Origin of the sequence: Hydrogenophaga crocea (genome assembly GCF_011388215.1) — a bacterium.
In the GTDB taxonomy this organism is placed as follows: domain Bacteria; phylum Pseudomonadota; class Gammaproteobacteria; order Burkholderiales; family Burkholderiaceae_C; genus Hydrogenophaga; species Hydrogenophaga crocea.
This window is the reverse complement of sequence record NZ_CP049989.1, coordinates 1,895,182-1,920,538: the sequence shown is the minus strand read 5'-3', so window position 1 is coordinate 1,920,538 and position 25,357 is coordinate 1,895,182. Positions and strand designations below refer to the sequence as shown.

At 71.3% G+C, this 25,357-nt stretch carries 24 protein-coding genes, 1 tRNA gene and 1 riboswitch; of the genes, 9 read left to right on the top strand and 16 right to left on the bottom strand.

Annotation, left to right across the window (positions count from 1 at the left end):
• Position 1: 1 nt before the first annotated feature.
• From fdx to G9Q37_RS09085, 3 genes are all read left to right on the top strand, one after another.
• The gene (fdx, locus tag G9Q37_RS09095) at positions 2 to 340 is read left to right on the top strand and encodes an ISC system 2Fe-2S type ferredoxin (RefSeq protein WP_166226888.1); all 339 of its coding nucleotides are present in this window, start codon (positions 2 to 4) and stop codon (positions 338 to 340) included.
• Entirely contained in the window at positions 340 to 1,047 is a 708-nt protein-coding gene (gene dnaQ, locus G9Q37_RS09090) for a DNA polymerase III subunit epsilon (protein ID WP_205710742.1), read from the top strand. Before fdx ends, dnaQ begins: the two co-directional genes overlap by 1 nt.
• A 62-nt stretch (positions 1,048 to 1,109) precedes the next feature.
• Positions 1,110 to 1,184: transfer RNA gene (locus tag G9Q37_RS09085), tRNA-Val, on the top strand.
• An 81-nt stretch (positions 1,185 to 1,265) separates the two neighbouring features.
• Here the strand turns inward: G9Q37_RS09085 and tkt are convergent.
• Together tkt and G9Q37_RS09075 are read right to left on the bottom strand one after the other, a co-directional pair.
• Complete coding sequence (gene tkt, locus G9Q37_RS09080) at positions 1,266 to 3,260, bottom strand: transketolase (RefSeq protein ID WP_166226887.1); 1,995 nt, start codon at positions 3,258 to 3,260, stop codon at positions 1,266 to 1,268.
• Between the two features lie 121 nt (positions 3,261 to 3,381).
• Positions 3,382 to 4,260 (bottom strand): LysR substrate-binding domain-containing protein, encoded by an 879-nt coding sequence (locus tag G9Q37_RS09075; RefSeq protein WP_166226886.1) that lies wholly within the window; start codon positions 4,258 to 4,260, stop codon positions 3,382 to 3,384.
• A 144-nt stretch (positions 4,261 to 4,404) separates the two neighbouring features.
• Between G9Q37_RS09075 and G9Q37_RS09070 the strand changes: the two genes are divergently transcribed.
• The 6 genes from G9Q37_RS09070 to G9Q37_RS09045 all read left to right on the top strand — a co-directional run bounded on the left by G9Q37_RS09070 (position 4,405) and on the right by G9Q37_RS09045 (position 9,932).
• Complete coding sequence (locus G9Q37_RS09070) at positions 4,405 to 5,154, top strand: SDR family NAD(P)-dependent oxidoreductase (protein WP_166226885.1); 750 nt, start codon at positions 4,405 to 4,407, stop codon at positions 5,152 to 5,154.
• A gap of 82 nt (positions 5,155 to 5,236) precedes the next feature.
• On the top strand, positions 5,237 to 6,229 hold the full coding sequence (locus tag G9Q37_RS09065) for a TRAP transporter substrate-binding protein (RefSeq protein ID WP_166226884.1): 993 nt from the start codon (positions 5,237 to 5,239) through the stop codon (positions 6,227 to 6,229).
• A 57-nt stretch (positions 6,230 to 6,286) separates the two neighbouring features.
• Positions 6,287 to 6,787: a TRAP transporter small permease gene (locus G9Q37_RS09060; protein WP_166226883.1), complete on the top strand. Its 501-nt coding sequence runs from the start codon at positions 6,287 to 6,289 to the stop codon at positions 6,785 to 6,787.
• Positions 6,787 to 8,046, top strand: coding sequence for a TRAP transporter large permease (locus G9Q37_RS09055; RefSeq protein ID WP_166226882.1), 1,260 nt, complete (start codon positions 6,787 to 6,789; stop codon positions 8,044 to 8,046). Before G9Q37_RS09060 ends, G9Q37_RS09055 begins: the two co-directional genes overlap by 1 nt.
• A 30-nt stretch (positions 8,047 to 8,076) precedes the next feature.
• Positions 8,077 to 8,916: a transketolase gene (locus G9Q37_RS09050; RefSeq protein ID WP_166226881.1), complete on the top strand. Its 840-nt coding sequence runs from the start codon at positions 8,077 to 8,079 to the stop codon at positions 8,914 to 8,916.
• A gap of 11 nt (positions 8,917 to 8,927) precedes the next feature.
• Positions 8,928 to 9,932 carry a transketolase family protein gene (locus tag G9Q37_RS09045; protein ID WP_166226880.1) on the top strand — a complete coding sequence of 335 codons (1,005 nt, stop codon included), beginning with the start codon at positions 8,928 to 8,930 and terminating at the stop codon, positions 9,930 to 9,932.
• Here G9Q37_RS09045 and atzF read toward each other — a convergent pair.
• The 14 genes from atzF to G9Q37_RS08975 form a co-directional block, all read right to left on the bottom strand.
• Complete coding sequence (gene atzF / locus G9Q37_RS09040; RefSeq protein WP_166226879.1) at positions 9,913 to 11,772, bottom strand: allophanate hydrolase; 1,860 nt, start codon at positions 11,770 to 11,772, stop codon at positions 9,913 to 9,915. The genes G9Q37_RS09045 and atzF overlap by 20 nt on opposite strands.
• 22 nt (positions 11,773 to 11,794) lie before the next feature.
• Complete coding sequence (gene uca, locus G9Q37_RS09035) at positions 11,795 to 15,412, bottom strand: urea carboxylase (RefSeq protein ID WP_166226878.1); 3,618 nt, start codon at positions 15,410 to 15,412, stop codon at positions 11,795 to 11,797.
• 73 nt (positions 15,413 to 15,485) lie between these two features.
• Positions 15,486 to 16,148 (bottom strand): urea amidolyase associated protein UAAP2, encoded by a 663-nt coding sequence (locus G9Q37_RS09030; RefSeq protein ID WP_166226877.1) that lies wholly within the window; start codon positions 16,146 to 16,148, stop codon positions 15,486 to 15,488.
• 14 nt (positions 16,149 to 16,162) lie between these two features.
• Positions 16,163 to 17,008 (bottom strand): urea amidolyase associated protein UAAP1, encoded by an 846-nt coding sequence (locus G9Q37_RS09025; protein ID WP_166226876.1) that lies wholly within the window; start codon positions 17,006 to 17,008, stop codon positions 16,163 to 16,165.
• Between the two features lie 22 nt (positions 17,009 to 17,030).
• A complete protein-coding gene (locus G9Q37_RS09020) occupies positions 17,031 to 17,867 on the bottom strand; it encodes an ABC transporter ATP-binding protein (protein ID WP_166226875.1) in 837 nt (278 codons plus the stop codon).
• A gap of 5 nt (positions 17,868 to 17,872) precedes the next feature.
• Complete coding sequence (locus tag G9Q37_RS09015) at positions 17,873 to 18,730, bottom strand: ABC transporter permease (RefSeq protein WP_166226874.1); 858 nt, start codon at positions 18,728 to 18,730, stop codon at positions 17,873 to 17,875.
• 69 nt (positions 18,731 to 18,799) lie between these two features.
• A riboswitch (guanidine-I (ykkC/yxkD leader) is annotated at positions 18,800 to 18,908 on the bottom strand.
• 39 nt (positions 18,909 to 18,947) lie between these two features.
• Positions 18,948 to 19,751, bottom strand: coding sequence for an MBL fold metallo-hydrolase (locus tag G9Q37_RS09010; RefSeq protein ID WP_166226873.1), 804 nt, complete (start codon positions 19,749 to 19,751; stop codon positions 18,948 to 18,950).
• Between the two features lie 7 nt (positions 19,752 to 19,758).
• Positions 19,759 to 20,409: a hypothetical protein gene (locus G9Q37_RS09005; RefSeq protein WP_166226872.1), complete on the bottom strand. Its 651-nt coding sequence runs from the start codon at positions 20,407 to 20,409 to the stop codon at positions 19,759 to 19,761.
• The gene (locus tag G9Q37_RS09000; RefSeq protein WP_166226871.1) at positions 20,406 to 21,086 is read right to left on the bottom strand and encodes a cysteine hydrolase family protein; all 681 of its coding nucleotides are present in this window, start codon (positions 21,084 to 21,086) and stop codon (positions 20,406 to 20,408) included. Before G9Q37_RS09000 ends, G9Q37_RS09005 begins: the two co-directional genes overlap by 4 nt.
• Positions 21,083 to 21,877, bottom strand: coding sequence for a creatininase (locus G9Q37_RS08995; protein WP_166226870.1), 795 nt, complete (start codon positions 21,875 to 21,877; stop codon positions 21,083 to 21,085). The genes G9Q37_RS09000 and G9Q37_RS08995 overlap by 4 nt, the downstream gene beginning before the upstream one ends.
• Positions 21,874 to 22,785: a DMT family transporter gene (locus G9Q37_RS08990; protein ID WP_166226869.1), complete on the bottom strand. Its 912-nt coding sequence runs from the start codon at positions 22,783 to 22,785 to the stop codon at positions 21,874 to 21,876. The genes G9Q37_RS08995 and G9Q37_RS08990 overlap by 4 nt, the downstream gene beginning before the upstream one ends.
• 24 nt (positions 22,786 to 22,809) lie before the next feature.
• Positions 22,810 to 23,559 (bottom strand): SDR family NAD(P)-dependent oxidoreductase, encoded by a 750-nt coding sequence (locus tag G9Q37_RS08985; protein WP_240936576.1) that lies wholly within the window; start codon positions 23,557 to 23,559, stop codon positions 22,810 to 22,812.
• Positions 23,556 to 24,347 (bottom strand): SDR family NAD(P)-dependent oxidoreductase, encoded by a 792-nt coding sequence (locus G9Q37_RS08980; protein ID WP_166226868.1) that lies wholly within the window; start codon positions 24,345 to 24,347, stop codon positions 23,556 to 23,558. Before G9Q37_RS08980 ends, G9Q37_RS08985 begins: the two co-directional genes overlap by 4 nt.
• Complete coding sequence (locus tag G9Q37_RS08975) at positions 24,344 to 25,357, bottom strand: fatty acid desaturase (RefSeq protein WP_166226867.1); 1,014 nt, start codon at positions 25,355 to 25,357, stop codon at positions 24,344 to 24,346. The genes G9Q37_RS08980 and G9Q37_RS08975 overlap by 4 nt, the downstream gene beginning before the upstream one ends.

The window sequence follows — 25,357 nt, the reverse complement described above, 5'->3', positions numbered from 1 at the left end:
CATGCCCACGATCAAGATCCTGCCGCACGCCGAATACGCCCCCGAGGGCAAGAGCATCACCGCGCCCGCGGGCACTTCCATCTGCGAGGCCCTGCTGGAGAACGGCGTGAAGATCGAACACGCCTGCGACATGAGCTGCGCCTGCACCACCTGCCACGTGATCGTGCGCCAGGGCTACAGCAGCCTCAACGAGGCCGACGAAGCCGAAGAAGACCTGCTCGACCGCGCCTGGGGCCTGGAGCCGCAGTCGCGCCTGTCGTGCCAGGCCATCCTCGCGCAGCAGGACGTGACGATCGAGATCCCCAAGTACACGATCAACCACGCCAAAGAGAACCACTGATGCGCCAGATCATTCTCGACACCGAGACCACCGGCCTGTCGGCCGAGAACGGCGATCGCATCATCGAGATCGGCTGCGTCGAGCTGGTGAGTCGCAAGTTCACCGGCAACAACCTGCATCATTACATCAACCCCGAGCGCGACAGCCACGAAGACGCGCTCAAGGTGCACGGCATCAGCAACGAGTTCCTGCGCGACAAACCCAAGTTCGCGGCCATTGCCGGGGAGCTGGTCGAGTACCTGCGCGGCGCCGAGGTGATCATCCACAACGCGCCCTTCGACGTCGGCTTCCTCAACAAGGAGTTCGAGCGCCTGGGCCTGCCGCCGGTCACGCAGATCGTGAGCAATGTGCTCGACACGCTGGTGATGGCCAAGGAGATGTTCCCGGGCAAGCGCAACAGCCTCGACGCGCTCTGCGACCGACTGGGCGTGGACAACTCGGGCCGCACGCTGCACGGCGCGCTGCTCGACGCCGAGCTGCTGGCCGACGTCTACATCAACATGACGCGCGGCCAGGACGCGCTGCTCATCGACATCGCCGACGCGCCGGGCGAGGGCGGTGCGGTGGAACAGATCGACCTGCGCCGCTTCGAACTGCCCGTGCTGCGCGCCAACGAACAGGAGCTCTCGGCCCACGCCACCGTGCTCGCCGAGCTCGACAAATCGAGCAAAGGCAAAACGCTGTGGCGCCAGTTCGAAAACGCCTGATTTTTCTGGCTATAATGCGAGGCTTCCGACGGCGCTGAAACAGCAATGCATCAGCACCGTTCGGGCGGTTAGCTCAGTGGTAGAGCACTGCCTTCACACGGCAGGGGTCGCAGGTTCGAACCCTGCACCGCCCACCAGAACATGTTCACTGAACAGCACAAAGGCCACCCTCGGGTGGCCTTTGTGTTTTCGGCCCCGGCCCTTGCGGGCCCGGGCCGTCAGCGGGCAAGCAGGCGCTGTGCCTCGGCCACCACCGCCTCGGGCGTGATGCCGAAGAGCTTGTACAGCGCATCCGCGGGGCCCGAGGCCCCGAAGCCCTTCATGCCCACGAAGCCGCCGCGCGCGCCCAGGTAGGCGTCCCAGCCGAAGCGGCCCGCGGCCTCCACGCCCACGCGCACGCCATCGCCGAGCACCTGCTGGCGGTAGGCCTCGGGCTGCTGGTCGAACAATTCCCAGCAGGGCAGCGAGACCACGGCCGTGCCCACGCCCATGCGCTCCAGCGTGTCACGCGCACTCACGGCCAGCGCCACTTCCGAGCCGGTGGCCAGCAGGGTCACGCGGCGCGGGCCGCAGGCCGCTTCGTGCATCACATAGCCGCCGCGCGCGCTGCGGTTGTCGGCGTCGGGGTCGTCGTGCCGCACCAGCGGCAGTGCCTGGCGCGCGAACACCAGGCTCACCGGGCCGTCGCGGTGGGCCAGGGCCAGTTCCCAGCATTCGGCGGCCTCCACCGCGTCGGCGGGCCGCATCACCCACATGTTGGGCATGGCCCGCAGCGACGCCAGGATCTCCACCGGCTGGTGCGTGGGGCCGTTCTTGCCGATGCCGATCGAGTCGTGGCTGAACACGAACTTCACCGGCAGGCCCATGAGCGCGGCCATGCGCATCGCGGGGCGTTCGTAGTCGGCAAAGGCCAGGTAGGTCACGCTCAGCGGGACGATGCCGCCGTGAGCGGCCATGCCGTTGGCCATGGCGCCCATGACGTGCTCGCGCACGCCGCAGTGCACGTAGGCGCCCGAGCGATCGCTCGCGGTGAAGGCCCGCAGGCTGCGCTTGTGGCTGGTGGGCGCTTCGAGGTCGGCGCAGCCGACCATGCGCTCGGGCAGCAGCGGGGCGAGCAGGTCGTTGATCTCGGCGGACAGGAAGATGCCGCTGGGCGGCGCCGCTTCGCTGCGGGCGCGCTGGCGGTAGCCGTGCAACACCTGCTGCCAGCCCGCGGGCAGCTCGCCGCGCATCACGCGTTCGAACTCGGCGCGTTCGGCGGGCGGCAGCGCGGCCAAGCGTTCGAGCCAGGCGCGGTGTTCGGCCTGCGAGCGCTGGCCCGCTTCGCGCCAGGCGCGTTGCAGCTCGGCCGGCAGCTCGAACGGCCCGTGGGGCCAGCCGAGCAGGGCACGCGCTTCCTGGGCATCTTGCTCGTAGAGGCGGGCGCTGTGCCCGCCGCGCTGGCCCTGCACGCGCGGCAGACCTTTGCCGATCACGCAGCGGCAGGCGAGCATCGAGGGCCGGGGATCGGCGCGGGCCGCGTCGAGCGCGCGCGACACGGCGTCGAGGTCGTGGCCATCGACTTCTTCCACATGCCAGCCCGCGACGCGAAAGCGCTGCGCCACGTCCTCGCTGATGGACAGCGAAGTGGGGCCGTCGTCGGTGATGCGGTTGTCGTCCCACAGCAGGGTCAGCTTGCCCAGTTGCAGGTGCCCCGCCAGCGAGATCATTTCCTGGCCCACGCCTTCCTGCAGACAGCCGTCGCCCACGAAGGCCCAAGTGCGGTGGTTGACCAGACCGTCGCCGAAGCGCGCGTTCAGGTAGGCCTCGGCCACTGCCATGCCCAAGGCGTTGGCAATGCCCTGGCCGAGCGGCCCGGTGGTCACCTCGATTCCGTTGGGCGGGCCGTGCGGCCGCTCCGGATGCCCCTCGCACACCGAGCCGAGTTCGCGGAAGCGCTGTATCTCGCCGATCGGGAAGTCGGGGTAGCCCGTGAGGTGGAGCAGCGAGTACAGCAGCATCGAGCCATGGCCGTTGGACAGCACCACCCGGTCGCGGTCCCACCAGCCCGGGTCGGTCGGGTTGAACTTGAGGTGCCGGGTGTACAGCGCGGTGGCGATCTCGGCCATGCCGAGCGGCACGCCCTGGTGGCCTTCACCGGCCTTGACGATCGCGTCGATGGAAAGGAAGCGGATGGCGTGCGCCAGCGGTTGCAGCGGGTGGGCGTCGGGCATGGGGCGGCACGGGGCCGGCGCCGGCCGCGCGCTTGTCTCCTGTTGGAATCGGGTGGCGGATTCTTTTGGGCGCCCGAAGTTGAAGGCAAGCGACGAATATTCAGCGGTGGGTGAATTCCGTTCAGCCGGCCAGTGCCTCGTGCCGGATCCACCCCAGGAAGGCCTTGACCTCGGGCCGCGCCGCGTGGCGCGCCGGGTAGACCAGGAAATGGCCCTGCACCTCGAGCACCATGTCCGGGCCGAACGGCGGCTGCAGGCGGCCGCTGGTGATCAGCGCGCGGCCGATGCTGGCGCTCTCCAGCGCCACGCCCAGCGATTGCACCGCCGCGTCCAGGCTCATCATGGCGCGGTCGAACTTGAGGGCCATGCGCTCGGGGCGCACGCCGGGGTGGAAGCGGGCGAACCAGTCGGCCCACTGCGCCACGTTCACCGCCGACTGGATCAGCGGCACCCGCATCAGGTCCGCCGGGGTGTGCAGCCCGTGGGCGCGGATGAACTCCGGGCTGGCCAGCGGCATGATTTTTTCGGTGAACACCGGCTCGACCTCGAGGTGGGGCCAGTTGGGCAGGCCGTAGCGGATGTCGATGTCGACCAGCCCGAGCTGGAAGTCCGAGTGCACGTGCGAGGCCGAGAGCGCGAGCGAGATGTCGGGGAAGGCGTCGCGAAAGCGCGCAATGCGCGGCATCAGCCACAGGCTGGCGAAGCTCGGGCTGCAGTGCAGGTGCAGCGTGTCCTGCACGCCGTGGCGCAAATCCTCGGTGGCGGTGTTGATGGCGCCCAGCGCATTGCCCACGCGCTGCAGGTAGTTCTGGCCCGCGGGCGTGAGCTCCACCCCGCGCGCCGAGCGCTCGAACAGCCGCACGCCCAGCAGGCCCTCGAGCTTGGCCACCTGGTGGCTGACCGCCGACGGGGTGAGGTGCAGCTCTTGCGCCGCCAGCGAAAAACTGCGCCGGCGGGCGATGGCCTCGAAGGCCTGGAGGGCACTGAGCGGGGGAATCATGGTGGCTGAAGGCGATTCATGTATTGCGCTGCAACATGAACCAGATCGAATCGAGAGTGAGTTTATATCGTTTGTTCTCACCGATCCGGCCCAACAGAATCCGCCGCAACCGCAACGCACCGCATGACAACGAAGGAGACAAACATGCTGCTCAACGACAAGGTTGCCGTGATCACCGGCGGGGCCGGCCTGAACGGCCTGGGCTTTGCCACCGCGCGCATGATGGCCGCGCAAGGCGCCAAGGTGGTGATCCTCGACCTCGACATGGCCCAGCCCGCGGCCGCCGCCGCCCAGCTCGGCCCCGACCACCTGGGCCTGGTGGCCAACGTGACCGACAAAGCCTCGTGCGAAGCCGCGGTGGCGCAGATCCAGGCCCGCTACGGCCGCATCGACATCCTGGTGAACAACGCCGGCGTGACCCAGCCGGCCAAGTTCCTCGACATCACCGGCGCCGACTACGACCGCATCATGGACGTGAGCCTGCGCGGCACGCTCTACGCGTCCCAGGCCGTGCTGCCGCTGATGCAGGCCCAGAAGAGCGGTGCCATCGTGTGCATCTCGTCCGTCTCGGCGCAGCGCGGCGGCGGCATCCTGGGCGGTCCGCACTACTCGGCGGCCAAAGCCGGTGTGCTCGGCCTGGCACGCGCCATGGCGCGCGAGTACGGCGGCAGCAACATCCGCGTCAACTGCGTGACGCCGGGCCTGATCGCGACCGACATCAACAAGGGCAAGATCCCCGAAGACAAACGCCAGGGCATCCTCGACGGCATCCCGCTGGCGCGCATCGGCGAGCCCAACGACGTGGCCGGCTGCGTGGTGTTCCTCGCCAGCGACCTGTCCAAGTACTGCACCGGGATCACGCTCGACGTGAACGGCGGCATGTTGATCCACTGACCCCTTGCTTCGTTTTCCACGGCTTCGCGGAGCCACACAAACCGGCGGCCGACCGGACCGCCACCACAACCAGGAGACAACGATGAAGTCCTTTTCCCTTGCCCGCCGCGGCGCTATCGCCGCTGCCGCGCTGACCCTGTGTGGCGCGGCCATGGCGCAATCGGCGATCAAGCTCACGCTGGGCCACGGCGCCGCGCCCGGCAACCCGCGCCACGAGGCCTCGGTGAAGTTCGCCGAGGTGCTCAAGGTCAAGAGCAATGGCCGCATCGAGGTGACGGTGGCGCCTTCGGCCCAGCTCGGCGACGACGCGGCCATGGTGACGGCGCTGCGCACCGGCGCGCTCGACATCTCGGCCAACTCGCAAGGCGCGGTGGCCAACACCGTGCCCGAGTACGCCGCCTTCGGCATGCCCTTCCTGTTCGGCGACCTGGCGCAGGCCTGGAGAACCCTCGATGGCCCCGCCGGCAAGGAGCTGGCCGCCAAGTCGGCCGAGAAGGGCCTGGTGGTGCTGGGCTACTGGGACAACGGCATTCGCCACATGAGCAATAGCAAGCGCCCCTTGCTCAAGGCCGAAGACCTCAAGGGCCTGAAGATGCGCACGCCGCCCGACACGGTGACGGTGGACATCATGCAGAGCCTGGGCGCCGAGGCGCAGCAGATCAAGTTTTCCGAGCTGTACGTGGCGCTGCAGCAGGGCGTGGTCGACGGGCAGGAGAACCCGCTCATGAACATCCACGCGAGCAAGATTTACGAGGTACAGAAGTACATCTCGCTCACCGGGCACAAATACGAGATGACGCCCTTCCTCATGAGCAAGCGCACATGGGACCGCCTGAGCGAAGGCGACCGCAAGCTGGTGCAGGAAGCGGCCAACGAGGCCACGGCTCTGCAGCGCAAGCTCTCCAAGGAAAGCGACGACAAGCTCGTGGCCGACCTCAAGTCCAAGGGCGTGCAGATCGACAACCCCGACAAGGCCTCGTTCCAGAAGGCCACCGCCGCCGTGGTCACCAAGTGGGAAGGCAGTCCGATCGGCGCCTTCGTGAAGCAGGTCGTGGCCGCGTCGCGCGCCAACTGAGCACCGTTCCCCGGTGAACCGGGCGCCGCCCGCGCGGTGCCCCTTCTGGAGCCATCCATGTCGAACGCCTCGCAAGGCGTGGTGGGCAGGGTCATCGCCTGGGTGTGCCAGGCGGTGCTCTGGGTATCCACCACGCTGATCTTCTTCATCCTCACGGCCAACACGCTGCTGCGCTACAGCACCGGCTCGAGCCTGCAGTGGGCCAACGAGGTGCCCGAACTGCTGTTCCCCTGGCTGGTGATGGCCGGCGTGGTGCTCGCGGCGCAACACGGTTCGCACATCGCCACCACCTTCCTCATGGAGTCGCTCAAGGCGCCTGCGCGGCGCTGGCTGGGCGTGGCGGGCTGGGTGGTGGTGGCGGCGCTCTACGGCACGCTGGCCAAGGCCACCTTCGGCTTGCTGGAGATCGTGCACGACGAGAAGTCCGCCATCCTGCACGTGCCCTCGTCGATCACCTACGGCTGCGTGATGGGCGCCATGGTGCTGCTGGCCCTGCTGGCGCTGCAATCGGCCTGGCGCCTGTGGCGATTCGGCCCCGACCAAACTGGGAGCGCCTGATGAGTGCCCTGATCCTTTTCGTTTTCATCGTGGGGGCGGTGGCTGCCGTGCCCATCGCCCACGCGCTGCTGGTGGCTGCCATGGCCGCCGCGCTCAGCACCGACCGCGTACCGCTCGATCTGCTGGTGCAGCAGATGGTGGCGCAGGTGCAGAGCTTTCCGCTGATCGCGATCCCGTTCTTCATGCTCACCGGCGCGCTGATGATGGGCGGCCGCCTGGGCGAGTCGCTGATCGGCGTGTTGTCGGCCACCGTGGGCCGCTGGCATGGCGGCCCGGCCCAGGTGAGCGTGCTGTCGTCCACGCTGTTCGGCGGCGTGTCGGGCTCGGCGGTGGCCGACGCCTCGGCCATCGGCTCGCTGATCATGCCCTGGCACCGCCGGCTCGGTTACCCCATGCCGTTCTCGGCGGCCTCGCTGGCGTCGGCGGCCACCATCGACATCATCATCCCGCCCTCGATCCCCATGATCCTGTACGCGCTGTCGTCGAACACCTCGATCGCGGCGCTGTTCTACGCGGGCATCCTGCCCGGCCTGCTGCTGTGCGGCGGCTTCATGGTGGCCTGCTGGTGGGTGGGCAAGACCAAGAACCTGCCGCGCGAAACCGCGGCCGCCGAGAGCGCCGTCATGCGCCGCAACCTGCTGCTGGCCTCGCCCGCGGTGCTGCTGCCGGTGCTGATCGTGGTGTTCCTGCGCTTCGGCATCGCCACGCCCACCGAGGTGGCGGTGCTGTCGGCGCTGTACGCCGCCGCGGTGTCGGCGCTGCTCTACCGCGACCTCACCTGGCGCCGGCTTCACTCGGCCATCGTCGAGGCCGGCGTGGCCACCGGCGTGGTGCTGCTGGTGATCATGGCCTCGGCCGCCATCGGCTGGCTGCTCACATTCGACCAACTGCCGCAGGGCGTGGTGGCCTGGGTGTCGGCCAACGTGAACAGCGACTGGATCGTGATCCTGCTGATGAACCTGATGATGCTGTTCGTGGGCATGTTCATCGACCTGCCCGCCGCCATCCTGCTGCTCACGCCGGTGTTCCTGCCCCTGGCCCAGAGCATGGGCATGGACCCGGTGCAGCTCGGGATCATGATGGTCGTCAACCTCGCCATCGGCCTGTACACGCCGCCGGTGGGCACCACCCTCTTCATCACCAGCTCGCTCGCCAAGGTCAAGGTGGGCCAGACGGTGCGCGCCATGGGGCCGTTCTACCTGGTGGCCTTCGGCGTGCTGCTGCTGGTGTCCTACGTGCCCGCGGTGATCCTCAAGTAACCGGCCCCCATCCCCTTCAGGAGTTTTCCGATGTCTGTCAATCCGCCGAACCTGGCCGAGATCGCGCGCTGCGCCTGGCGCATCCGCCGCTACGCGGTGCGCATGGGCGAGGTGCAAGGCCAGGGCTACGTGGGCCAGGCCCTGGGCTATGCCGACGTGCTCGCCACCGCTTATGGCCACGCCCTCAACTTCCGCGCCGACGACCCCGACTGGGACGGCCGCGACCGCTTCCTGCTCTCGCACGGCCACTACGCCATCGCCTTCTACGCCGCGCTGATCGAAGCGGGCATCGTGCCTGAGTCCGAACTCGAAACCTACGGCAGCGACGACAGCCGCCTGCCGATGTCAGGCATGGCCACCTACACGCCCGGCATGGAGATCTCGGGCGGCTCGCTCGGGCAGGGCTTGCCGATCGCGGTGGGCATGGCCCTGGGCCTGCGCCACCGCGGCAACCCGGCCTTTGTCTACAACTCCATGTCCGACGGCGAGCTCGACGAAGGCTCGACCTGGGAAGCGGCGATGTCGGCCAGCCACCACGGCCTGGGCAACCTCATCTGCATCGTCGACATCAATAACCAGCAGGCCGACGGCCCGTCGACCCGGGTGATGGGTTTCGAGCCGCTTGCAGACAAATGGTCGGCCTTCGGCTGGCACGTGCAGCGCGTGGACGGCAACCACCTGCCCGCGGTGGTGCGCGCCTTCGACACCGCGCGCCAGCTCGCCGACGCGCGCCCGCGCGTGATCCTGTGCGACACGCTCATGGGCAAAGGCGTGCCCTTCCTCGAGAGCCGCGACAAGAACCACTTCATCCGGGTCGATCCGCCCGAATGGCAGCAGGCGCTCGACGTGCTGGACGCCAACCGCCCCTGAGGAGCCCGACCATGAACACCGTGACCGAAAAGAAACCGCGGCTGACCACGTCGGCCATGATCGCGTCCATCGCGGCCGAGGGCCAGCGCGTGAAGGCCGCGCCCTTCGGCAAGGCGCTGGTGGAATACGCCGCCAGCCATCCCGAGGTCGTCGGCATGACGGCCGACCTCGCCAAGTACACCGATCTGCACCTGTTCGGCCAGGCCTACCCCGAGCGATTCTTTCAGATGGGTATGGCCGAACAGCTGCTCATGGGCGCGGCCGGCGGCATGGCCAAGGTCGGCCTGGTGCCCTTTGCCACCACCTATGCGGTGTTCGGCACGCGCCGCGCCTACGACTTCATCCACCAGGTCATCGCCGAGGAAAACCTCAACGTGAAGATCTGTTGCGCGCTGCCCGGCCTCACCACCGGCTACGGCCCCAGCCACCAGGCCACCGAAGACCTGGCCATGATGCGCGCCATCCCGGGCCTGACGGTGGTCGACCCCTGCGACGCGCTCGACATCGAGCAGGCGGTGCCGCAGATCGCGGCGCACCCGGGCCCGGTCTACATGCGGCTGCTGCGCGGCAACGTGCCGCTGGTGCTCGACGAGTACGGCTACCGCTTCGAGCTCGGCAAGGCCAAGCTGCTGCGCGACGGCGCCGAGGTGCTGGTGATCGCCAGCGGCTTCATGACCATGCGCACGCTCGAGGTGGCGCAGCAACTCGCGGCCGACCGCATCGGCGTGGCGGTGCTGCACTGCCCCACGATCAAGCCGCTCGACGAGGCGACGATCCTGGCCGAGGCGCGCAAGCCCGGCCGGCTCGTGGTGGTGGCCGAGAACCATTCCACCGTGGGCGGCCTGGGCGAGGCGGTGGCCGCGCTGCTGCTGCGCGAGGGCGTGGTGCCCAGCCGCTTTCGCCAGCTCGCGCTGCCCGACGCTTTCCTCGACGCGGGCGCACTGCCCACGCTGCACGAGCGCTACGGCATCTCGGCCGAGCGCATGGCGGCCTCGATCAAGGGCTGGCTGGCCTGAGCGCGGGCGCCGCGCCGGGCTGGCTCGCCAGCCAGGCGCGCCAGCTCCCCAGGTGCGTGATGTCGGTGCCGCCCTCGGCACCCAGGGCCTCGCAGACGAAGCCGCAGACCGAGCTGCCGTCTTCGAGCCGCACCTGACCGATGCCCAGCGGCGCCGGGATGCCGGCGACGAAGCTGCCGAAGTGCTCCAACGGCAGCTCCCAGATTTCCATCTCGATCGCGGCGCCGCCCTCGGCCACGCGCACCATGCCGGGCCGCTGCACCGGGCCTCCGGCCAGCGCCACGAAGCGGTACTCGGGCGCGGAGCGCACCGTGCGCAGCAGCCGCGCACCGCGCTGCGTGAGCTGGCCGTTGAGCGGCAGGCCCGACAGGTGCGCGCCGCACACCGCCACCTGCACCGTGCCCGCGCCCAGCGCGCTGCCCGCGGGCGGCGCGCCGATGGCGGGCGTGCTGGCGAGCGCGGTGGGGGTCGCGCCCAGCGTGGTCGCTTGCGCGCGGTGCAGGCGGTCGGCCAGGCGCAGCAGCGGCACGTCGCGGAACGCGGGGGCGACCAGGGTGACGCCCCAGGGCAGGCCCGGCGCATCGCCGCCGTCCTGAAAGCCCGCGGGCACGGCCACCGCGGCGTAGTCGAGCAGGTTCACGAAGTTGGTGTAGCGCCCCAGGTTGGAATTCAGGCGGATCGGGTCGGCCTGCATGTCGGCGATGCGGTAGATGGTGCCGGCCGTGGGCAGCAGCAGGCAGTCCACCGACGCGAGTTGCGCATCGCAGACCCGCTTGAGCGCCTTGAGCCGGTAGCCGGCCGCGAAGGCGTCGGCCGCGAGCGGGCGTTTGCCGCCCTCGATGATCTGGCGCACGGGCGCGAACACGGCCTCCGGCCGCGCCTCGATGAAGCCGTGGATGGCCGCATACCGCTCGGCCACCCAGGGCCCGTCGTAGAGCAGGCGCGCGGCCTCCAGAAAGGGCGTGAGGTCGATCTCGATCGCCTGCCCGCCCAGCGCCTGCAGCCGTTCCACGCTCTGCGCGAACAGCGCCGCGGCAGCGGCGTTGCCGAAGAACTCGAGGTCCTGCGCACGCGGCACGCCGAAGCGGAACGGCCCGCTGGAGAAGTCCACGCCGAAGGGCTGCGCCGCGCGGCTGAAGGCGTCGGCCGCATCGGGCACCGCGGCGGCCGCCAGCACGGCTTGCGCGTCGGCCGCGGTGAGCGCGAGGATGGACACCGTGTCCACCGAGCGGCACGCCGGCACCACGCCGCTGGCCGAGAGCAGGCCCAGCGTGGGCTTGAGGCCGATCAGGTGGTTGAAGGCCGCGGGCACGCGGCCCGAGCCCGCCGTGTCGGTGCCGAGCGCAAACGACACCCAGCCCTTGGCCACGGCCACCGCCGAGCCCGAGCTGGAGCCGCCCGAGACGAAGGCCGGGTCGAAGGCGTTGCGGCAGGCGCCGTAGGGTGAGCGCGTGCCGTTGAGGCCGGTGGCGAACTGGTCGAGGTTGGTCTTGCCCAGGGGCACCGCGCCCGCCGCGATCAGTTGCTCCACCACGAAGGCGCTGCGCTCGGGCACGTAGGCGTATTCGGGGCAGGCGGCGGTGGTGGGCACCCCGGCGAGGTCGATGTTGTCCTTGATCGCGAAGGGCACGCCGTACAGCGGCAGGCCCGCGGGGGCCAGGCCCTCGAGCCGCGCGAGATGGGACTCGAGCTCGGCCTCGCTCAGCCGGTGGATGAAGGCGTGGTGCGCATCGCCCGCGCAGCGGCGCAGGGCCTCGGCGATCACGTCGCGCACCGGGGTGCCGGCGGCGTAGGCGGCGCGCAGGCTCGCGATGTCGAAGGAGAGGTCTTGCAGGTTCATGGCGTGGGCAGGCATCGGGGGGTCATTCGGTGATCAGCACCAGCACGTCCTGGCCGGCGGACACGGGCGCGCCTTCGCGGCACATCAGGCGGTGCACGGTGGCATCGGCGGGCGAGAGCACGCTGAACTCCATCTTCATGGACTCGACGACCAGCAGCACCTCACCGGCCTGCACGCGCTGGCCTTCGTTGACCAGCACCTTCCACACGCTGCCGGGCACGTTGCTGGCCAGGGGCTTGCCGCCGGGCGGCAGCTCGGTGTCGTCGGCTTTGCCCGTGGCCGTGTCGAGCGTGTCGACGGCCACGGTGTCCTGGCCGCTGGCGGCCCAGCGCTCGCGCTCGGCCTCGAAGGCCGCCTGCTGGCGCGCCTTGAAGGCGGCGATGCTGTCGGCGTTCTCGGCCAGGAAGCGGCGGTGGTCGCGCAGGCGGAAGGTGGTGGGCTCGATCTGCAGCGCGTGGCCGCCGTGCGGAAACGCGGCGCGCAGGCGCAGCAGCTCGTCCTGGTCCACCGGCACGAAGCGGATCTGGTCGAAAAAGCGCAGCAGCCAGGGCTGTTCGAACACGCCTTCGCCATGGCGCCAGCGGTTCCACATCTGCAGCGTGCGGCCCACGAACTGGTAGCCGCCCGGGCCTTCCATGCCGTAGACGCAGAGGTAGGCCCCGCCGATGCCGACGGCGTTCTCGGGCGTCCAGGTGCGCGCCGGGTTGTACTTGGTGGTCACGAGCCGGTGGCGCGGATCGACCGGCGTGGCGACGGGCGCGCCCAGGTAGACGTCGCCCAGGCCCAGCACCAGGTAGTGCGCGTCGAACACCACGCGGTGCACGTCTTCGAGGTTGTCCAGCCCGTTGATGCGGCGGATGAACTCGATGTTGCTCGGGCACCAGGGCGCGTCGGCGCGCACCGACTGCATGTACTTCTCGATGGCGAGTTTCGTCTGCGGGTCGTCCCAGGACAGCGGCAGGTGCACGATGCGGCTGGGCACCTCCATGTCGTCGACCGCGGGCAGCGCGGCCTCGGTGGCGATCACGGTGTCCAGCAGCGCCTGGCGTGTGATGCGCTCGGGCTGGTAGTGCAGCTGCAGCGAGCGGATGCCCGGCGTCATGTCGATGATGCCGGGCAGCGTGCCGTCGTCGATGCGCGCCTGCAGCGCCTGCATGAGCACGTGCACGCGCAGGCGCAGTTCGATGTCGAGCACCAGCGGGCCGAACTCGATCAGCAGGTAGCGGTCGCCGGCCTGGCGCACCACCATGGCGGGCACGTGCTCGCGCTCGCGGGCCGGGTCCTCGTGCACCACCGGCGTGGGGTGGGCGGCCGCGTCGTCGGCCGGCGCGCCGGGCAGGGGCTGCGCGAGCGTGCGCAGCGCGGCCTCGACGCAGGCGCTGCGGTCCAGCGCCTGGTCGAGCGAGAGGCGGTGAAAGCGCACCGTGTCGCCCGGGCGCAGCTGGCCGAGCTTCCACAGCTCGGCGTCCACCACCACCGCGGGGCAGACGAAGCCGCCCAGGCTGGGCCCGTCGGGGCCGAGGATCACCGGCATGTCGCCGGTGAAGTCGATGGCGCCGATGGCGTAGGCGTTGTCGTGGATGTTCGAGGGGTGCAGGCCGGCCTCGCCGCCGTCGGGCCGCGCCCATTGGGGCCTGGGCCCGATCAGGCGCACGCCGGTTCGGCTGGAGTGGTAGTGCACGCCCCAGTCGGTGGCGAAGAAGCTGTCGATGTCGGCGGGCGTGAAGAAATCGGGCGCGCCGTGCGGGCCGTAGAGCACGCCCACGTCCCAGTGGCGACCGTAGGCGGGCACGGTGGCCGGCGGGGCCGCCTGCCCGGCGCTGCCGCTGCCGGGCGCGGCCAGGTGCAGCACGTCGCCGCTGCGCAGGTGGCGGCCCGCGTGGCCGCCGAACTGGCCCAGCGTGAAGGTGCTGCGGCTGCCCAGGTACAGCGGCAGGTCGAAGCCGCCGCCCACGGCCAGCGCCAGGCGTGCGCCCGCGCTGGCGCGGCCGATGGCCAGGGTGCTGCCCGCGGCCACGCGGTGGCTCTGCCACAGGGCGATCGGCTCGCCGTCCAGCGTGACCGGCGCGGGCGCGCCGGTGACCGCGATCACCGCGTCGGCGTGAAAGCGCAGCGTCGGCCCGGCCAGCGTGATCTCCAGCGCGGCCGCCTCGGGCGCGTTGCCCACCAGGCGGTTGGCCATGCGGTGCGCATAGGCGTCCATGGGGCCGCTGGGCGGCACGCCCACGTCCCAGTGGCCCAGGCGGCCCGGCCAGTCCTGCACGCTGGTCTGCACGCCGGGCTCGATCACCTCCACCGTGGCGGGCCGGTAGGCGAAGTCGCCAAGGAAGCGCGTGATCTGGCGGCCTTCGCGGAACACCGGGTCCCGCACCACCTGGCGCAGGTAGTCCAGGTTGGTCTCGATGCCGGCCAGGCGCGTGGCCGCGAGCGCGGCGTCGAGCCGCGCCAGCGCCTGCGCGCGGTCGGGTGCGGTGACGATGAGCTTGGCCAGCATGGGGTCGTACCAGGCGGGCACCTCGGTGCCGCGCTCGACCCAGGCGTCCACGCGCGCCTCGGCGGGGAACACCACCTCGGTCAGCAGGCCCGCGCTGGGCTGGAAGTTGCGCGCCGGGTCTTCGGCGTAGAGCCGCACCTGGATCGACGCGCCCTGCGGCGTGGGGGCCAGCGTGGCCAGCGGCGGCAGCTCGCCCGCGGCCAGGCGCACCATCCAGGCCACGAGGTCGATGCCCGTGACCTGCTCGGTCACGCCGTGTTCCACCTGCAGCCGCGTGTTCACCTCGAGGAAGTAGAAGGCGCCGCTGTCGGCGTCGAACACGAACTCCACCGTGCCGGCCGAGCGGTAGTGCACCGCTTGCGCGAGCCGCACCGCGGTGGCGTGCAGTTCGCTGCGCTGCGCATCGCTGAGGCCGGGCGCGGGCGTTTCTTCGATCACCTTCTGGTTGCGCCGCTGCACCGAGCAGTCGCGCTCGCCGAGCGCGAGCACCGTGCCCGCGCCGTCGCCGAACACCTGCACCTCGATGTGGCGCGCGCGCTCGACGAATTTTTCGAGGAACAGGCCGGCGTCCTTGAAGTTGGCCGCGGCCAGGCGCTGCACCGAGGCGTAGGCATCGGCCAGCTCGGCTTCGTTGCGCACCAGGCGCATGCCGATGCCGCCGCCGCCGGCGGTGCTCTTGAGCATCACCGGGTAGCCGATGCGCTGCGCCTCGGCGCGCGCCTGCGCCGCGTCGTGCACCAGGCCGCTGCCGGGCAGCAGCGGCACGCCCTGTTGTTCGGCCAGTTCGCGTGCCGTGTGCTTGAGGCCGAAGGCGCGCATCTGTGCCGGGCTGGGGCCGATGAAGGCGATGCCCGCGTCCTCGCAGGCCTGGGCGAAGGCCGGGTTCTCCGACAGGAAGCCGTAGCCGGGGTGGATGGCCTCGGCCCCGCAGTCGCGCGCGATCTGCAGGATGCGATCGGCGCGCAGGTAGCTCTCGGCCGCGGGCGCGGGGCCCAGCAGGTGGGCCTCGTCGGCCTCGCGCACGTGGCGCGCCTGGGCGTCGGCCTCGGAATACACGGCCACGCTGTGCACGCCCAGCGCCTTGAGGCTGCGGATGATGCGGCAGGCGATGGCGCCGCGGTTGGCGATCAGGACCTTGCGGAACATGGATGGGGTCTCCGGTGGCAGGCCGTCCTGCCGGTTCGAGAACAACGGACGGGTCGTCCCGCCGCCGTGGGGATCAGGCCGGGTCCCAGACCAGCAGGCGGATCGGCGTCGGGTGGTAGGCGTTGCAGGGGTTGTTGAGCTGCGGGCAGTTGCTGATCAGCACCCACAGGTTCATCTCGGCGCGCAGCTCCACGTACTTGCCCGGGCCCGAGACGCCGTCGGCGAAGGTGAGTTCGCCCGCCTCGGTGACCGGCACGTTCATGAAGAAGTTGATGTTGGGCACCAGATCGCGCTTGCCCAGGCCGATGTCGGCGTGCTGCAGCGCGATCAGGTAGTTGTCGCGGCAGCTGTGCATGAACTTCTTCTGCAGCGCGTAGCGCACGGTGTTGCTCTCGGCCGCGCAGGCGCCGCCCAGGGTGTCGTGGCGGCCGCAGGTGTCGGCCACGATGGTGAGCATGGGCCGGCCCTCGTTGCTGCGGATCACCGAGCCGGTGGTGAGGTAGATGCCGCCCTGGTGCAGCAGGGTGTCGGTGGCGCTGTAGTGCTCGGCCGGGTCGTCGCGGTTGTAGAACAGCACGTCGGCGGCCTGGTTGCCTTCGAGGTCGACGATGCGCAGCGTCTGGCCGGCCGCGAGCGGGAACAGGATGGGCTCGCCCGCGGGGTGGTGCTGGTCGAGCACGGCATTCGCCGGGTCGAGCGCGCTGTGTTGCACGCGGAAGGCGGTGGCGGTGGTCATGGGGCTCTCCTCGCTCACAGGTACAGCTGGTCGCTGTTGTGCAGGGCGCGCGCGTTCTCGGGGCGGAAGGCGCGGCAGGGGTCGTTGGCCGGGGCCGGGCCGCAGCGCCAGGCCAGCAGGCCCACCTTGGCCGGCGCGTACACCGGCTTGGGGTCGAGCGCGTGCGGCGCGGTGCTGATGGCCAGGATCACGTCCATGTCGAAGCGCAGCTCGACGAAGTCGCCCGCCTTGGCGTGATCGCTCGCGAACCGGAAGCGGCCCTCTTCGTCGACCGCGACCTTGCTGAACAGGTTGACCGGCGCGATCAGGTCGCGCTTGCCCAGGCCGTGCTTGCCGATCTCGATCAACAGCCCGTCCTGGCCCGAGCGGTACATGGCGTTGCGCGCGTCGGCATAACGGCGCTCGCCGTACTTGGCGGCCATGCGCGCGTTGTCGAGCAGCGCGCCCAGCGGGTCGTGCCAGCCCAGGCTGTCGGCGGTGATGCTGGCCAGGCTGCGGCCCATGTCGCTCATGAGCACATGGCCCGCGCGGTAGTGCGCGGTGTGCTGTGCCTTGAGGCTGTCGGGCATGTTGTAGCGCTCCAGTTTTTCGAGCGCCGAATAGAGCACCACGCTCACGTTGGGGCCGTCTTCGAGCGCGACGAAGCGGATGGCGCTGCCGCGCGGCATGCGCCAGCTCCAGTGGCCGCCGCCGGGCACGGTCTCGCTCCACATGGCGCGCGCGGTGTCCACGCCGGCCAGCGCCGCGGCCGGAAAGCGCTGCCACAGCGCGGGGGCGTCCACCGGCGCGGACGGCGGCGGGTTGTCGGGCACGGGCACGTGCGGCTCGGTCCAGGGGCTGGCTTGCGGGGTTGCGGACATGACGGGTCTCCGGGGATGGGGTTCAGGCGGACTCGGCCAGGCCCGACAGCCGCTGCAGCTGTTCGAGGTCGGTCTTCATGCCCGAGGTTTCGCGGATGCGTTCGAGGATCTCGCGCTTGAGGCGCAGGAACTCGGGCGCGTGCTTGAGGTCCTGGTCGCGGCGGTCGCCGAAGGGCACCTCGTAGATGGTGTCGATGCGGCCGGGGCGCGGCGCCATCAGCACCACGCGCCCGCCGAGGTAGATGGCCTCTTCGACGTCGTGGGTGACGAAGACGATGGTGGCCTTCTCCAGCCGGTGCACGTGGCGGATCAGGTCGTGCATGACCTCGCGCGTCTGCGCGTCGAGCGCGCCGAAGGGCTCGTCCATCAGCAGCATGCCGGGGCGGCCCATGAGCGCGCGCGCGATCGCCACGCGCTGCTGCATGCCGCCCGAGAGCTGGTTGGGCCAGGCCTGCGCCGAGGCCTCCAGGCCCATGAGGCGCAGCAGCGCATCGGCGCGGCCCGAGGCGGCTTCCACATCGGCCGAGCTGCGCTGGCGCGTGTGCGCGGCGAGCTGGCGGCAGAACCGGATGTTCTCGATCACCGACATCCAGGGGTAGAGGCTGTAGTGCTGGAACACCATGGCGCGGTCCACGTCGGGGCCGGTCACGGGGCGGCCGTCCACCAGCAGTTCGCCGCTGCTGTGCGTTTCCAGCCCGCCGATGGTGCGCAGCAGCGTGCTCTTGCCGCAGCCCGAGGCGCCCACGAAGGTGACGAACTCGTTGGCTGCGATGTCGAGGTCGATCTGCTGCAGCGCGTTCACGCTGGCGCCCTCGAAGCGCTTGCTCAGCGCGCGGATGCTGACCTTGGGGGTGTTCATGGGCCTCAGCCTTTCAGGTAGAGCCAGGGGAAAGCGCGCCGGTGCAGCCAGCGGAAGGCCTGGTCGGTCAGCAGGCCGATGAGGCCGATGACGATGATCCCGGCGAAGATGGTGTCGGTCTGCAGGAAGCGCTGCGCGCGCAGGATGGCGAAGCCCAGGCCCGAGTTCGCGGCCACCAGCTCGGCCACCACCAGGTAGGTCCAGGCCCAGCCCATGGTCACGCGCAGCGTGTCGAGCAGGGCCGGCTTGGCGCTGGGGAAGATCACCTTCTCGATCAGCTCGCGGCGGTTCGCGCCCATGGTCTGCGCCGCCTCGACCTGCGCGGCCGGCACGCGGCGCACGTCCTCGGCGACCATGAGCACCATCTGGAAGAAGGTGCCGATGAAGATGATCGCGATCTTGGAGCTCTCGTCGATGCCCACCCACAGCATCACCAGCGGGATGAAGGCCACGGCCGGCATGTAGCGCACGAAATCGGTCAGCGGCTCCAGCAGCGCCTGCACCGCGCGGAACGAGCCGATGAACAGGCCCAGCGGCAGCGCGATCACGGCCGAGAGCACGAAGCCCGCGACCACGCGGTAGGTGCTGATGGCCATGTCGTCGATCAGGCCGCCCTCGGTCAGCCAGGCCCAGGTCTTGGCGAGCACCGCGGCGGGCGAGGGCAGGAAGGTCGGGTCCAGCCCGCCCCAGGCGGCCAGCGCGGCCCAGGCCAGCAGCGGTGTGGTCAGACCGAGCAGGGCCAGCAGCCAGAAGCTGCGCCGGCCGATCGGCGCGCGAACCGTCCACAGGGCCGAGAGCGGACGCCGCGGCAGCGGCGCCAGCGGGGCCGCCGCGGCGGGCAGCGAAGGGGGCGAAGAAGACATGCGCGGGCTCCGGTGCGGTGGGAACAAAGGCCAGAGAGGCGTGCACGGCCGTTGCGGCGGCGTGCCTGCTTCTCCCGGGCTTTTGTCCCTCCGTGGAGCCACGCGATCGTGGCCGACCGCTCTCGGACCAGGCGGCCGGTGTGTGGCGCACCGGCCCGGAACCCTAGCGGTCATCAAGGTGGCGACGCACCGGTTTGGTGTGCACGCCTCTCTGTGCTCAGGTCAAAGCAGGTTTGATGCCAGGCGCTGGGTGCGGGCCGCTGTCCTGGCGCGCCAGCCAGTCGCGCACCAGTTGGTGCAGGCGCGCGCGGCCAAAGCTCGGGTCGTGGCCGGCGTGCACCACGTGCACCGGCAGCGCCAGTAGCCGCTCCATGGTGCGCGCGTAGGCCGCGCGGTCGGAGTGCGGCAGGGCGTCGAGCAGCGGGCCGTCGTAGACCGCGTCGCCCGAGAACAGCGTGCCGGTGGCGGCCTCCCACAGGCCGATGCTGCCCGGCGAGTGGCCGGGCAGGTGCAGCACCTCGAAGTGGCGGTTGCCGAGGTCGATCACGTCGCCGTCCTCCAGCTCGCGCGTGACCGTGGCCTGGCGGATCTGCCAGGCCGACAGGTCGTAGTCGGGCGCGGGCAGGGCGGTGAGCGCGGGGCCCTGCGTGTCGTAGCCGGGCGCGTCGATGGCCAGTTGCGCGAGGCTCACGTCGCCCAGCGTGAAGGCCGGGTCGGCGCCGCGCAGGCCGGGCGCTTCGAGGCGGTGGCACCAGCACTCGGCGAACTCGTGGTGGCCGCCCACGTGGTCCAGGTGCACGTGGGTGGCGAGCGCGGCCACGCGCTGGCCGAACAGGTGGCGCGAGGCCGCGTAGAGGCTGCTCACCCCCAGGCCGGTGTCCACCACCAGGTCGAGCGCGCGGCCGCGGATGTGCCAGATGTTGCAGCGAAGAAAGGGAATGACGTGCGGCTCGCTGATCAGCGTGAGGCCGTCGCCGAGGTCGCGGAAGTGGAACCAGTCGCCGGTGGCGGTGGGCAGCATGGGCGGCTCAGGGAAAGGCCGGGGCCGGGCCCGGCAGGGTTTCGAACACCAGCTCGAAGTCGAGCAGACCGGCCGCCGCCTTGGGGTGGCGCTGCACCAGATCGGCCAGGGTTTCGTCGGGCCGGGTGTCGGCGGGCCAGGGCGCGCGGCGCGGGCGCACCCGCATCTGGTAGCCGCCGGCGATGAAGCGCAGCCAGCCCGTGGGCCGGCCCTGCGCGTCGTGGGCCGCCTGCGCCCGGCTGGGGCCGCTGGAGCCGGGCAGGCGCTCCCAGACCTCGAGGTAGCGGCCGTGCACGCCGGTCTCGATCACGCGGTCCGCGGTCTCGAACACCATGTACCCGGCGTCGGGCGTGCTGCGCGGCGGCTGCACGTCCCATTCGCGCTGCCAGGTGCAGACCTCGGGCTGGCCGGCCTGCGCCGGCGTGATGCGCGTGAGGCCGCAGAAGCCCTGCAGTTGTGCGCGGCCGGCGGGCGTGGCGGGGTCGATGCCCCTGGGCACGCGCAGGTCGGCGTGCCAGCCCGCGGTCTGCAGCCAGTGCACCGCCGTGGAGGTGTCGCGGCCCTCGGGCGTTTCGAGCAGGGTGCGGCGCCACACGCCGTGGTAGCGCGCGGGCACGGGCTCGGCCGGCGGGGGCAGGTCGGTCCAGTGCACGTTCACGCCACCTCCCGGCGCGCGCGTGGCAGGGCGTCGAGCGCGGCCACGCAGGTCTCGGTGTCGCACAGGCCGCCGAAGATGCCGCCCTCGACGCCGATCATGGCCAGCGCCGGGGCCTGCAGCGCGGGCCGGCTCGCGGCGGTGGCGTCGCCCACGGTGAGGCATTCGAAGCCGCGGTCCACCGCCTCGCGCAGCGTGGAGTGCACGCAGACTTCGGTGGTCACGCCGCAGAGGATCAGGCGGCGCACGCCCAGGGCCTCGAGCAGCGGGCCCAGCGTGGTGCGGTGGAAGGCGCCGTAGCCGGGCTTGTCGATCACGTGTTCGCCGGCCAGCGGGCGCAGCTCGGGCACGAAGTCGTGGCCTTGTTCGCCGCGCACCAGCAGCCGGCCCAGCGGCCCGGCACTGCCGATGGGCGCGCCCGCCGCGATGCTGCGCGCGAGCTTGGCGGGCGGGCAGTCGCTGAGGTCGGGCAGGTGGCCCTCGCGGGTGTGCACCACGGGCAGGCCCGCGCCGCGCGCCGCGGCCAGCAGCCGCTGCACCTGCGCCACCACGGCGCGCATGCGCGCGATGTCCAGGCCGGCCTGGTCCGCGTAACCGCCGGGGCTGCAGAAGTCGCGCTGCATGTCGATCACCAGCAGCGCGGTGGTCGCGGCGTCGGGGGCGATGGCGTCGGGCGTCATGGCGCGGGCCGGCTGAAGCCGGTGGCGATGGCCTCGGCCATGCGGCGCGCGACCTCCTCGGCGAGCAGGCGGCCCTTGGCGGCGTCGGCGCCGCGCGCCGACGAGAGCACGCCCGAGGCCGGCACCCAGTCGGTGCGCGGCGGATACATGTCGTAGGGCGGGAAGTCGGCCGGGCCGTCGTCGGGCAGCAGGTCCATGCGCACCAGCGACGGGTGGTGGTGCAGCATCATCGAGGTCTCCAGCACCGCCGCGTGTTCGAGCGCGAAGCCCGGGAAGCCCTCGGGGAACACATGGCCCAGGGTCTCGGGTGTCATGAAGTCCCAGTACTCCAGGCGCATCACCTGCAGCGCGCAGGCCGGGTCGGCGGCGCGCGCGTCGCGCAGACCGAGGTCGATGCCCTCGATCAGGAACCACTGGTTCTCGTAGTGGCCGTTGACCACCACGAGCTTGTCCACGCCGTGGCGCGCGAACTCGCGCACCGCGTCGCGCACCTGGCCGATCAGCGTGGCCGCGTCCACGCTGGTGGTGCCGCAGAAGTGCTGGCCGCCGCCGCACTTGGGCTGCGACTTGTAGCCGTAGCTCAGCGTGGGCGCGACCAGGCCGCCCACGCGCGCCGCGGTGTCGGCCGCGACCGCGGCGGCGAGCAGGCCGTCCGTGCCCAGCGGCAGGTGCGGGCCGTGCTGCTCCAGCGCGCCCACGGGCATCAGCACGGGCGGGTGGTCGCGGCGGATGCGCTGCTGGTACTCGACCCAGGACAGCTGGTTCATCCAGACGGTGGCGGGGGAGCTCATGGGGTGTGCACTCCGGTGGTGGCCACGGGGGCCGGTGGAAACAGGGCTTCGCCCAGGGCGGCGACGGCGATCAGCGCGCCGCCGGCCCAGGCCATGGGGGAAAGTTGTTCGCCGCCGAAGGCCACGGCGGTGCCCACCGAGACCAGCAGCTCGGCCAGCAACACCATGCCGGCGCGGCTGCTGGGCAGATGGCTCACGCCGTACTGCCAGGTGACGGTGGCCAGCAGCATCCAGCCGAAGCCGTAGGCCAGCAGCGCCAGCCACAGGCCGGGGCCGATGGCGGGGCGTTCGCCGCCGGTGAGCGCCGCGGCGAGCGCCGACAGCAGGCCGCAGCCGATGAAGACCGCGAAGGTCTTGGTGCGCAGCGGCACGCGGTGCGCCGCGCGCGCGATGATGTTGTTGGCCGCGAAGGCCAGGCCGGCCGACAAGGCGAGTGCGTCGGTCCAGCCCAGCCCGGCGGCGGCGGCGCCCGCGTCGGCGCCGAGCACCAGCCACAGGCCGACCACGGCCACGCCCACGGCGGCCCAGCGCACCGGCGGGATGTGCTCGCGCAGGAACAGCCAGCCGCCCAGCACCGACCACACCGGCGACAGGTAGAACAGGAACATCACCCGCGCCACGTCGCCGAGCATGATGGCGTTGACGAACGAGGTGTTGGCCCAGCCGCCCACGGCCACCAGCGCCAGCACCAGGCCCCATTGCACGCGCCAGGCGGCGCGGTCGCGCCAGAGCAGCCAGAGCGCGAGCACGCCCACGCAGCCGTAGGTGAGCAGCGACACCACCGGGCCGGGCAGGCCTTGCGCGAAGAAGGCCTTGAGCGGCATCCAGCTCAGGCCCCAGAGCGAGGCCGAGAACAGCAGCACGCCGGTGGCCGTGCGCTCGGTGGGGTGGTCGGGCAGCAGGGGCATGGGTCGGGTGGGGTCGGATCGGGCTCAGGGCATGGCCGAGCCGCCGTTGGGGCCCAGCACCTGGCCGGTGTAGAAGCGCGACAGGTCGCTCGCGAGGAAGAGCACCGTGTCGGCGATCTCGGCGGGGTCGGCCAGCCGGTGCTGCGGAATGGCGAGTTCTTTCTCCACCCACTCGGCGCTCATGTGTTCGAGCGAGACCATGGCCGTGGCCACCGGCCCGGGCGCGACCGCGTTGGCGCGCACCCGCTGGGGCGCGAACTCGCGCGCGAGCGACTTGGTGAGGGCGATCACGCCGGCCTTGGCCGCGCAGTAGGGCGCGTACCCTTCGCGGCCGAGCAGGCCGAGGTCGGAGGCGATGTTGACGACGCTGCCGCCGCCGCGCGCCAGCATGCCGGGCAGCAGCGCGCGGCAGACCAGGAACACGGCCCTGAGGTCGACACCGAGCACGCGGTCCCAGTCGGCCTCGGTCGTCTCAAGAAAGGGCTTCTCGAGGATCACGCCGGCGTTGTTGACGAGCACGTCGACGCCGCCCACGCGGTCGGCCATGCGCTGCACCGCGGCGGCGTCGGCCACGTCGGCCTCGATCGCCTGCGCATGGCCGCCCGCGGCAGCGATGGCCTGCACCAGGGCGGCTGCGGCCTCGGCCTGGCCCAGGTGGTTGATCCACACCACCGCGCCGGCCTCGGCCAGTCGCAGCGCGCAGGCGCGGCCGATGCCGGTGGCGGCGCCGGTGACCAGGGCGGTACGGCCTTGCAGCGAGACACCGATGCTCATGCCATCACCTCGCCGTGGCTCGCGCTCAGGCTTTGGCCGGTGAGCGCGGCCGCGCCCTCGCTGGCCAGGAACAGGAAGACGCCGGCCAGGTCTTCGGGCGCGAGCATCACCGGCACGGCTTGGCGCGCGAGCAGATCGCGCTCGACCTCGGCCTCGGGGCGCCCCTGTTCGGCCGCCATCGCCGCGAGCGAGCGCATGGCCGCGGCGGTGCGCACCCAGCCCGGACAGACCGCGTTGACGCGGATGCCGCGCGGGCCGAGCTCGAGCGCCAGCGAGCGCGTGAGGCCCACGACCGCGTGTTTGCTCGCGCTGTAGGCGCTGAAGCCGGCCACGCCGATGCGGCCCCAGATCGAGGACTGGCAGATCACGCTCGCGCCGCGCGGCAGCAGCGGCAGCAGCGCGCGCGTGAGGCGCAGCATGCCGGTGACGTTGTTGTCGAGCAGCGCGGCCCAGCGCGCGTTGGCGTCGGGCGCGGTGTCGTCGAGCGGCGTCGGGTACTCGGTGCCGGCGTTGTGCACCAGCACGTCGAGCCGGCCCCAGCGCGCGCCCAGGTCGCGCGCCAGCGCGGCCACGGCGGCGTCGTTGCCGAGCTCGCAGACCGCGGCGTGCACCTCGGTCAGGGGCGCCAAGGCCTCGCACAGCGCCTGCAGCGGCGCGGCCTCGCGATCGAGCAGCAGCAGCCGGCAACCCTGGGCCGCGAAGGCGCGCGCCAGCGCCTGACCGATGCCGCCGGCCGCGCCGGTGAGCAGCACCGTGCGGCCCTCCAGGCCATAGCGCACCGCCGTCATACGGCAGTCAGGAAGGACACGCCCACAGCGCCGATGAAGCCGTCGGCGCGGCGCGGCGTGCCCGGGGGCAGCACGGCGCCGTAGTCCTTGGCCAGCACGCGCGTGACGCGGTGGCGGTGGTAGGCGCGCAGCAGTTCGCCGACCGTCACCACCTGCGTGCTGGTGTCGCCATAGAGCTCGCGGTGCAGGCGCGGCAGGCTGTACCAGGGCGCGACCGGGCGCTCGTGGTGCGCGTTGTGAAAGCCGAAGTTGAGCCACACGAGGTTGAGCCACTTCGCGTCCAGGCCGACCACGTCGCTGTAGGTGTTGGCCTGCTCGTAGGCGCGGTCGCGCAGCTTGTCCTGCGGGATGGGCTTGTCGTCGAGGATGGGGTAGGCGTCGTAGGTGTGCTGGAAGCAGTCGGCAAAGCGCAGCAGGTGCACGAACAGCAGGTAGGCCAGCGCGTACAGCGCCAGCGCCTTGAGCGACCACCAGGCCAGCAGGCCCCAGGCCGTCAGGCGCACCACGGCCACGCCGACGACACGGCCGCGCGCGTCGCGCTTGCGCGCGTCCAGGAAGGGCAGGGCGATCACGTAGCCGCGCATGACGAACTCGACCGCGGGCACGTACAGCCATTCGAGCGCCAGCACCGTGCGGCGCACCAGTGGGTGCGCGCGCAGAAAGGCCTGCACGTCGAAGGTGATGACGTCGGCGCGCTCGATGTGGTGGCGCATGTGCTTGCGGCGCAGGTCGGCGAAGCGCGCGTAGCAGCTGCCGTTGATCCAGCTCATGAACACGCCCCAGCGCTCGTTGGCCTGCGGCGTGCGGAAGATGGCCTGGTGGGCGAACTCGTGGATGAAGTAGGCCGACCAGGTGAGCGTGAGCGTGACCAGCAGCACGCCGGCCACATTGAGCGCGGCGTTCGGCTGGCCCAGCAGCCAGATGCCCAGCGGCCAGCCGGTCACGGTGATGGCCAGCGCCAGGGTGTTGGGCAGCACGCCGTCGGCGTGGCGGAACAGGGCTTGCGTCAT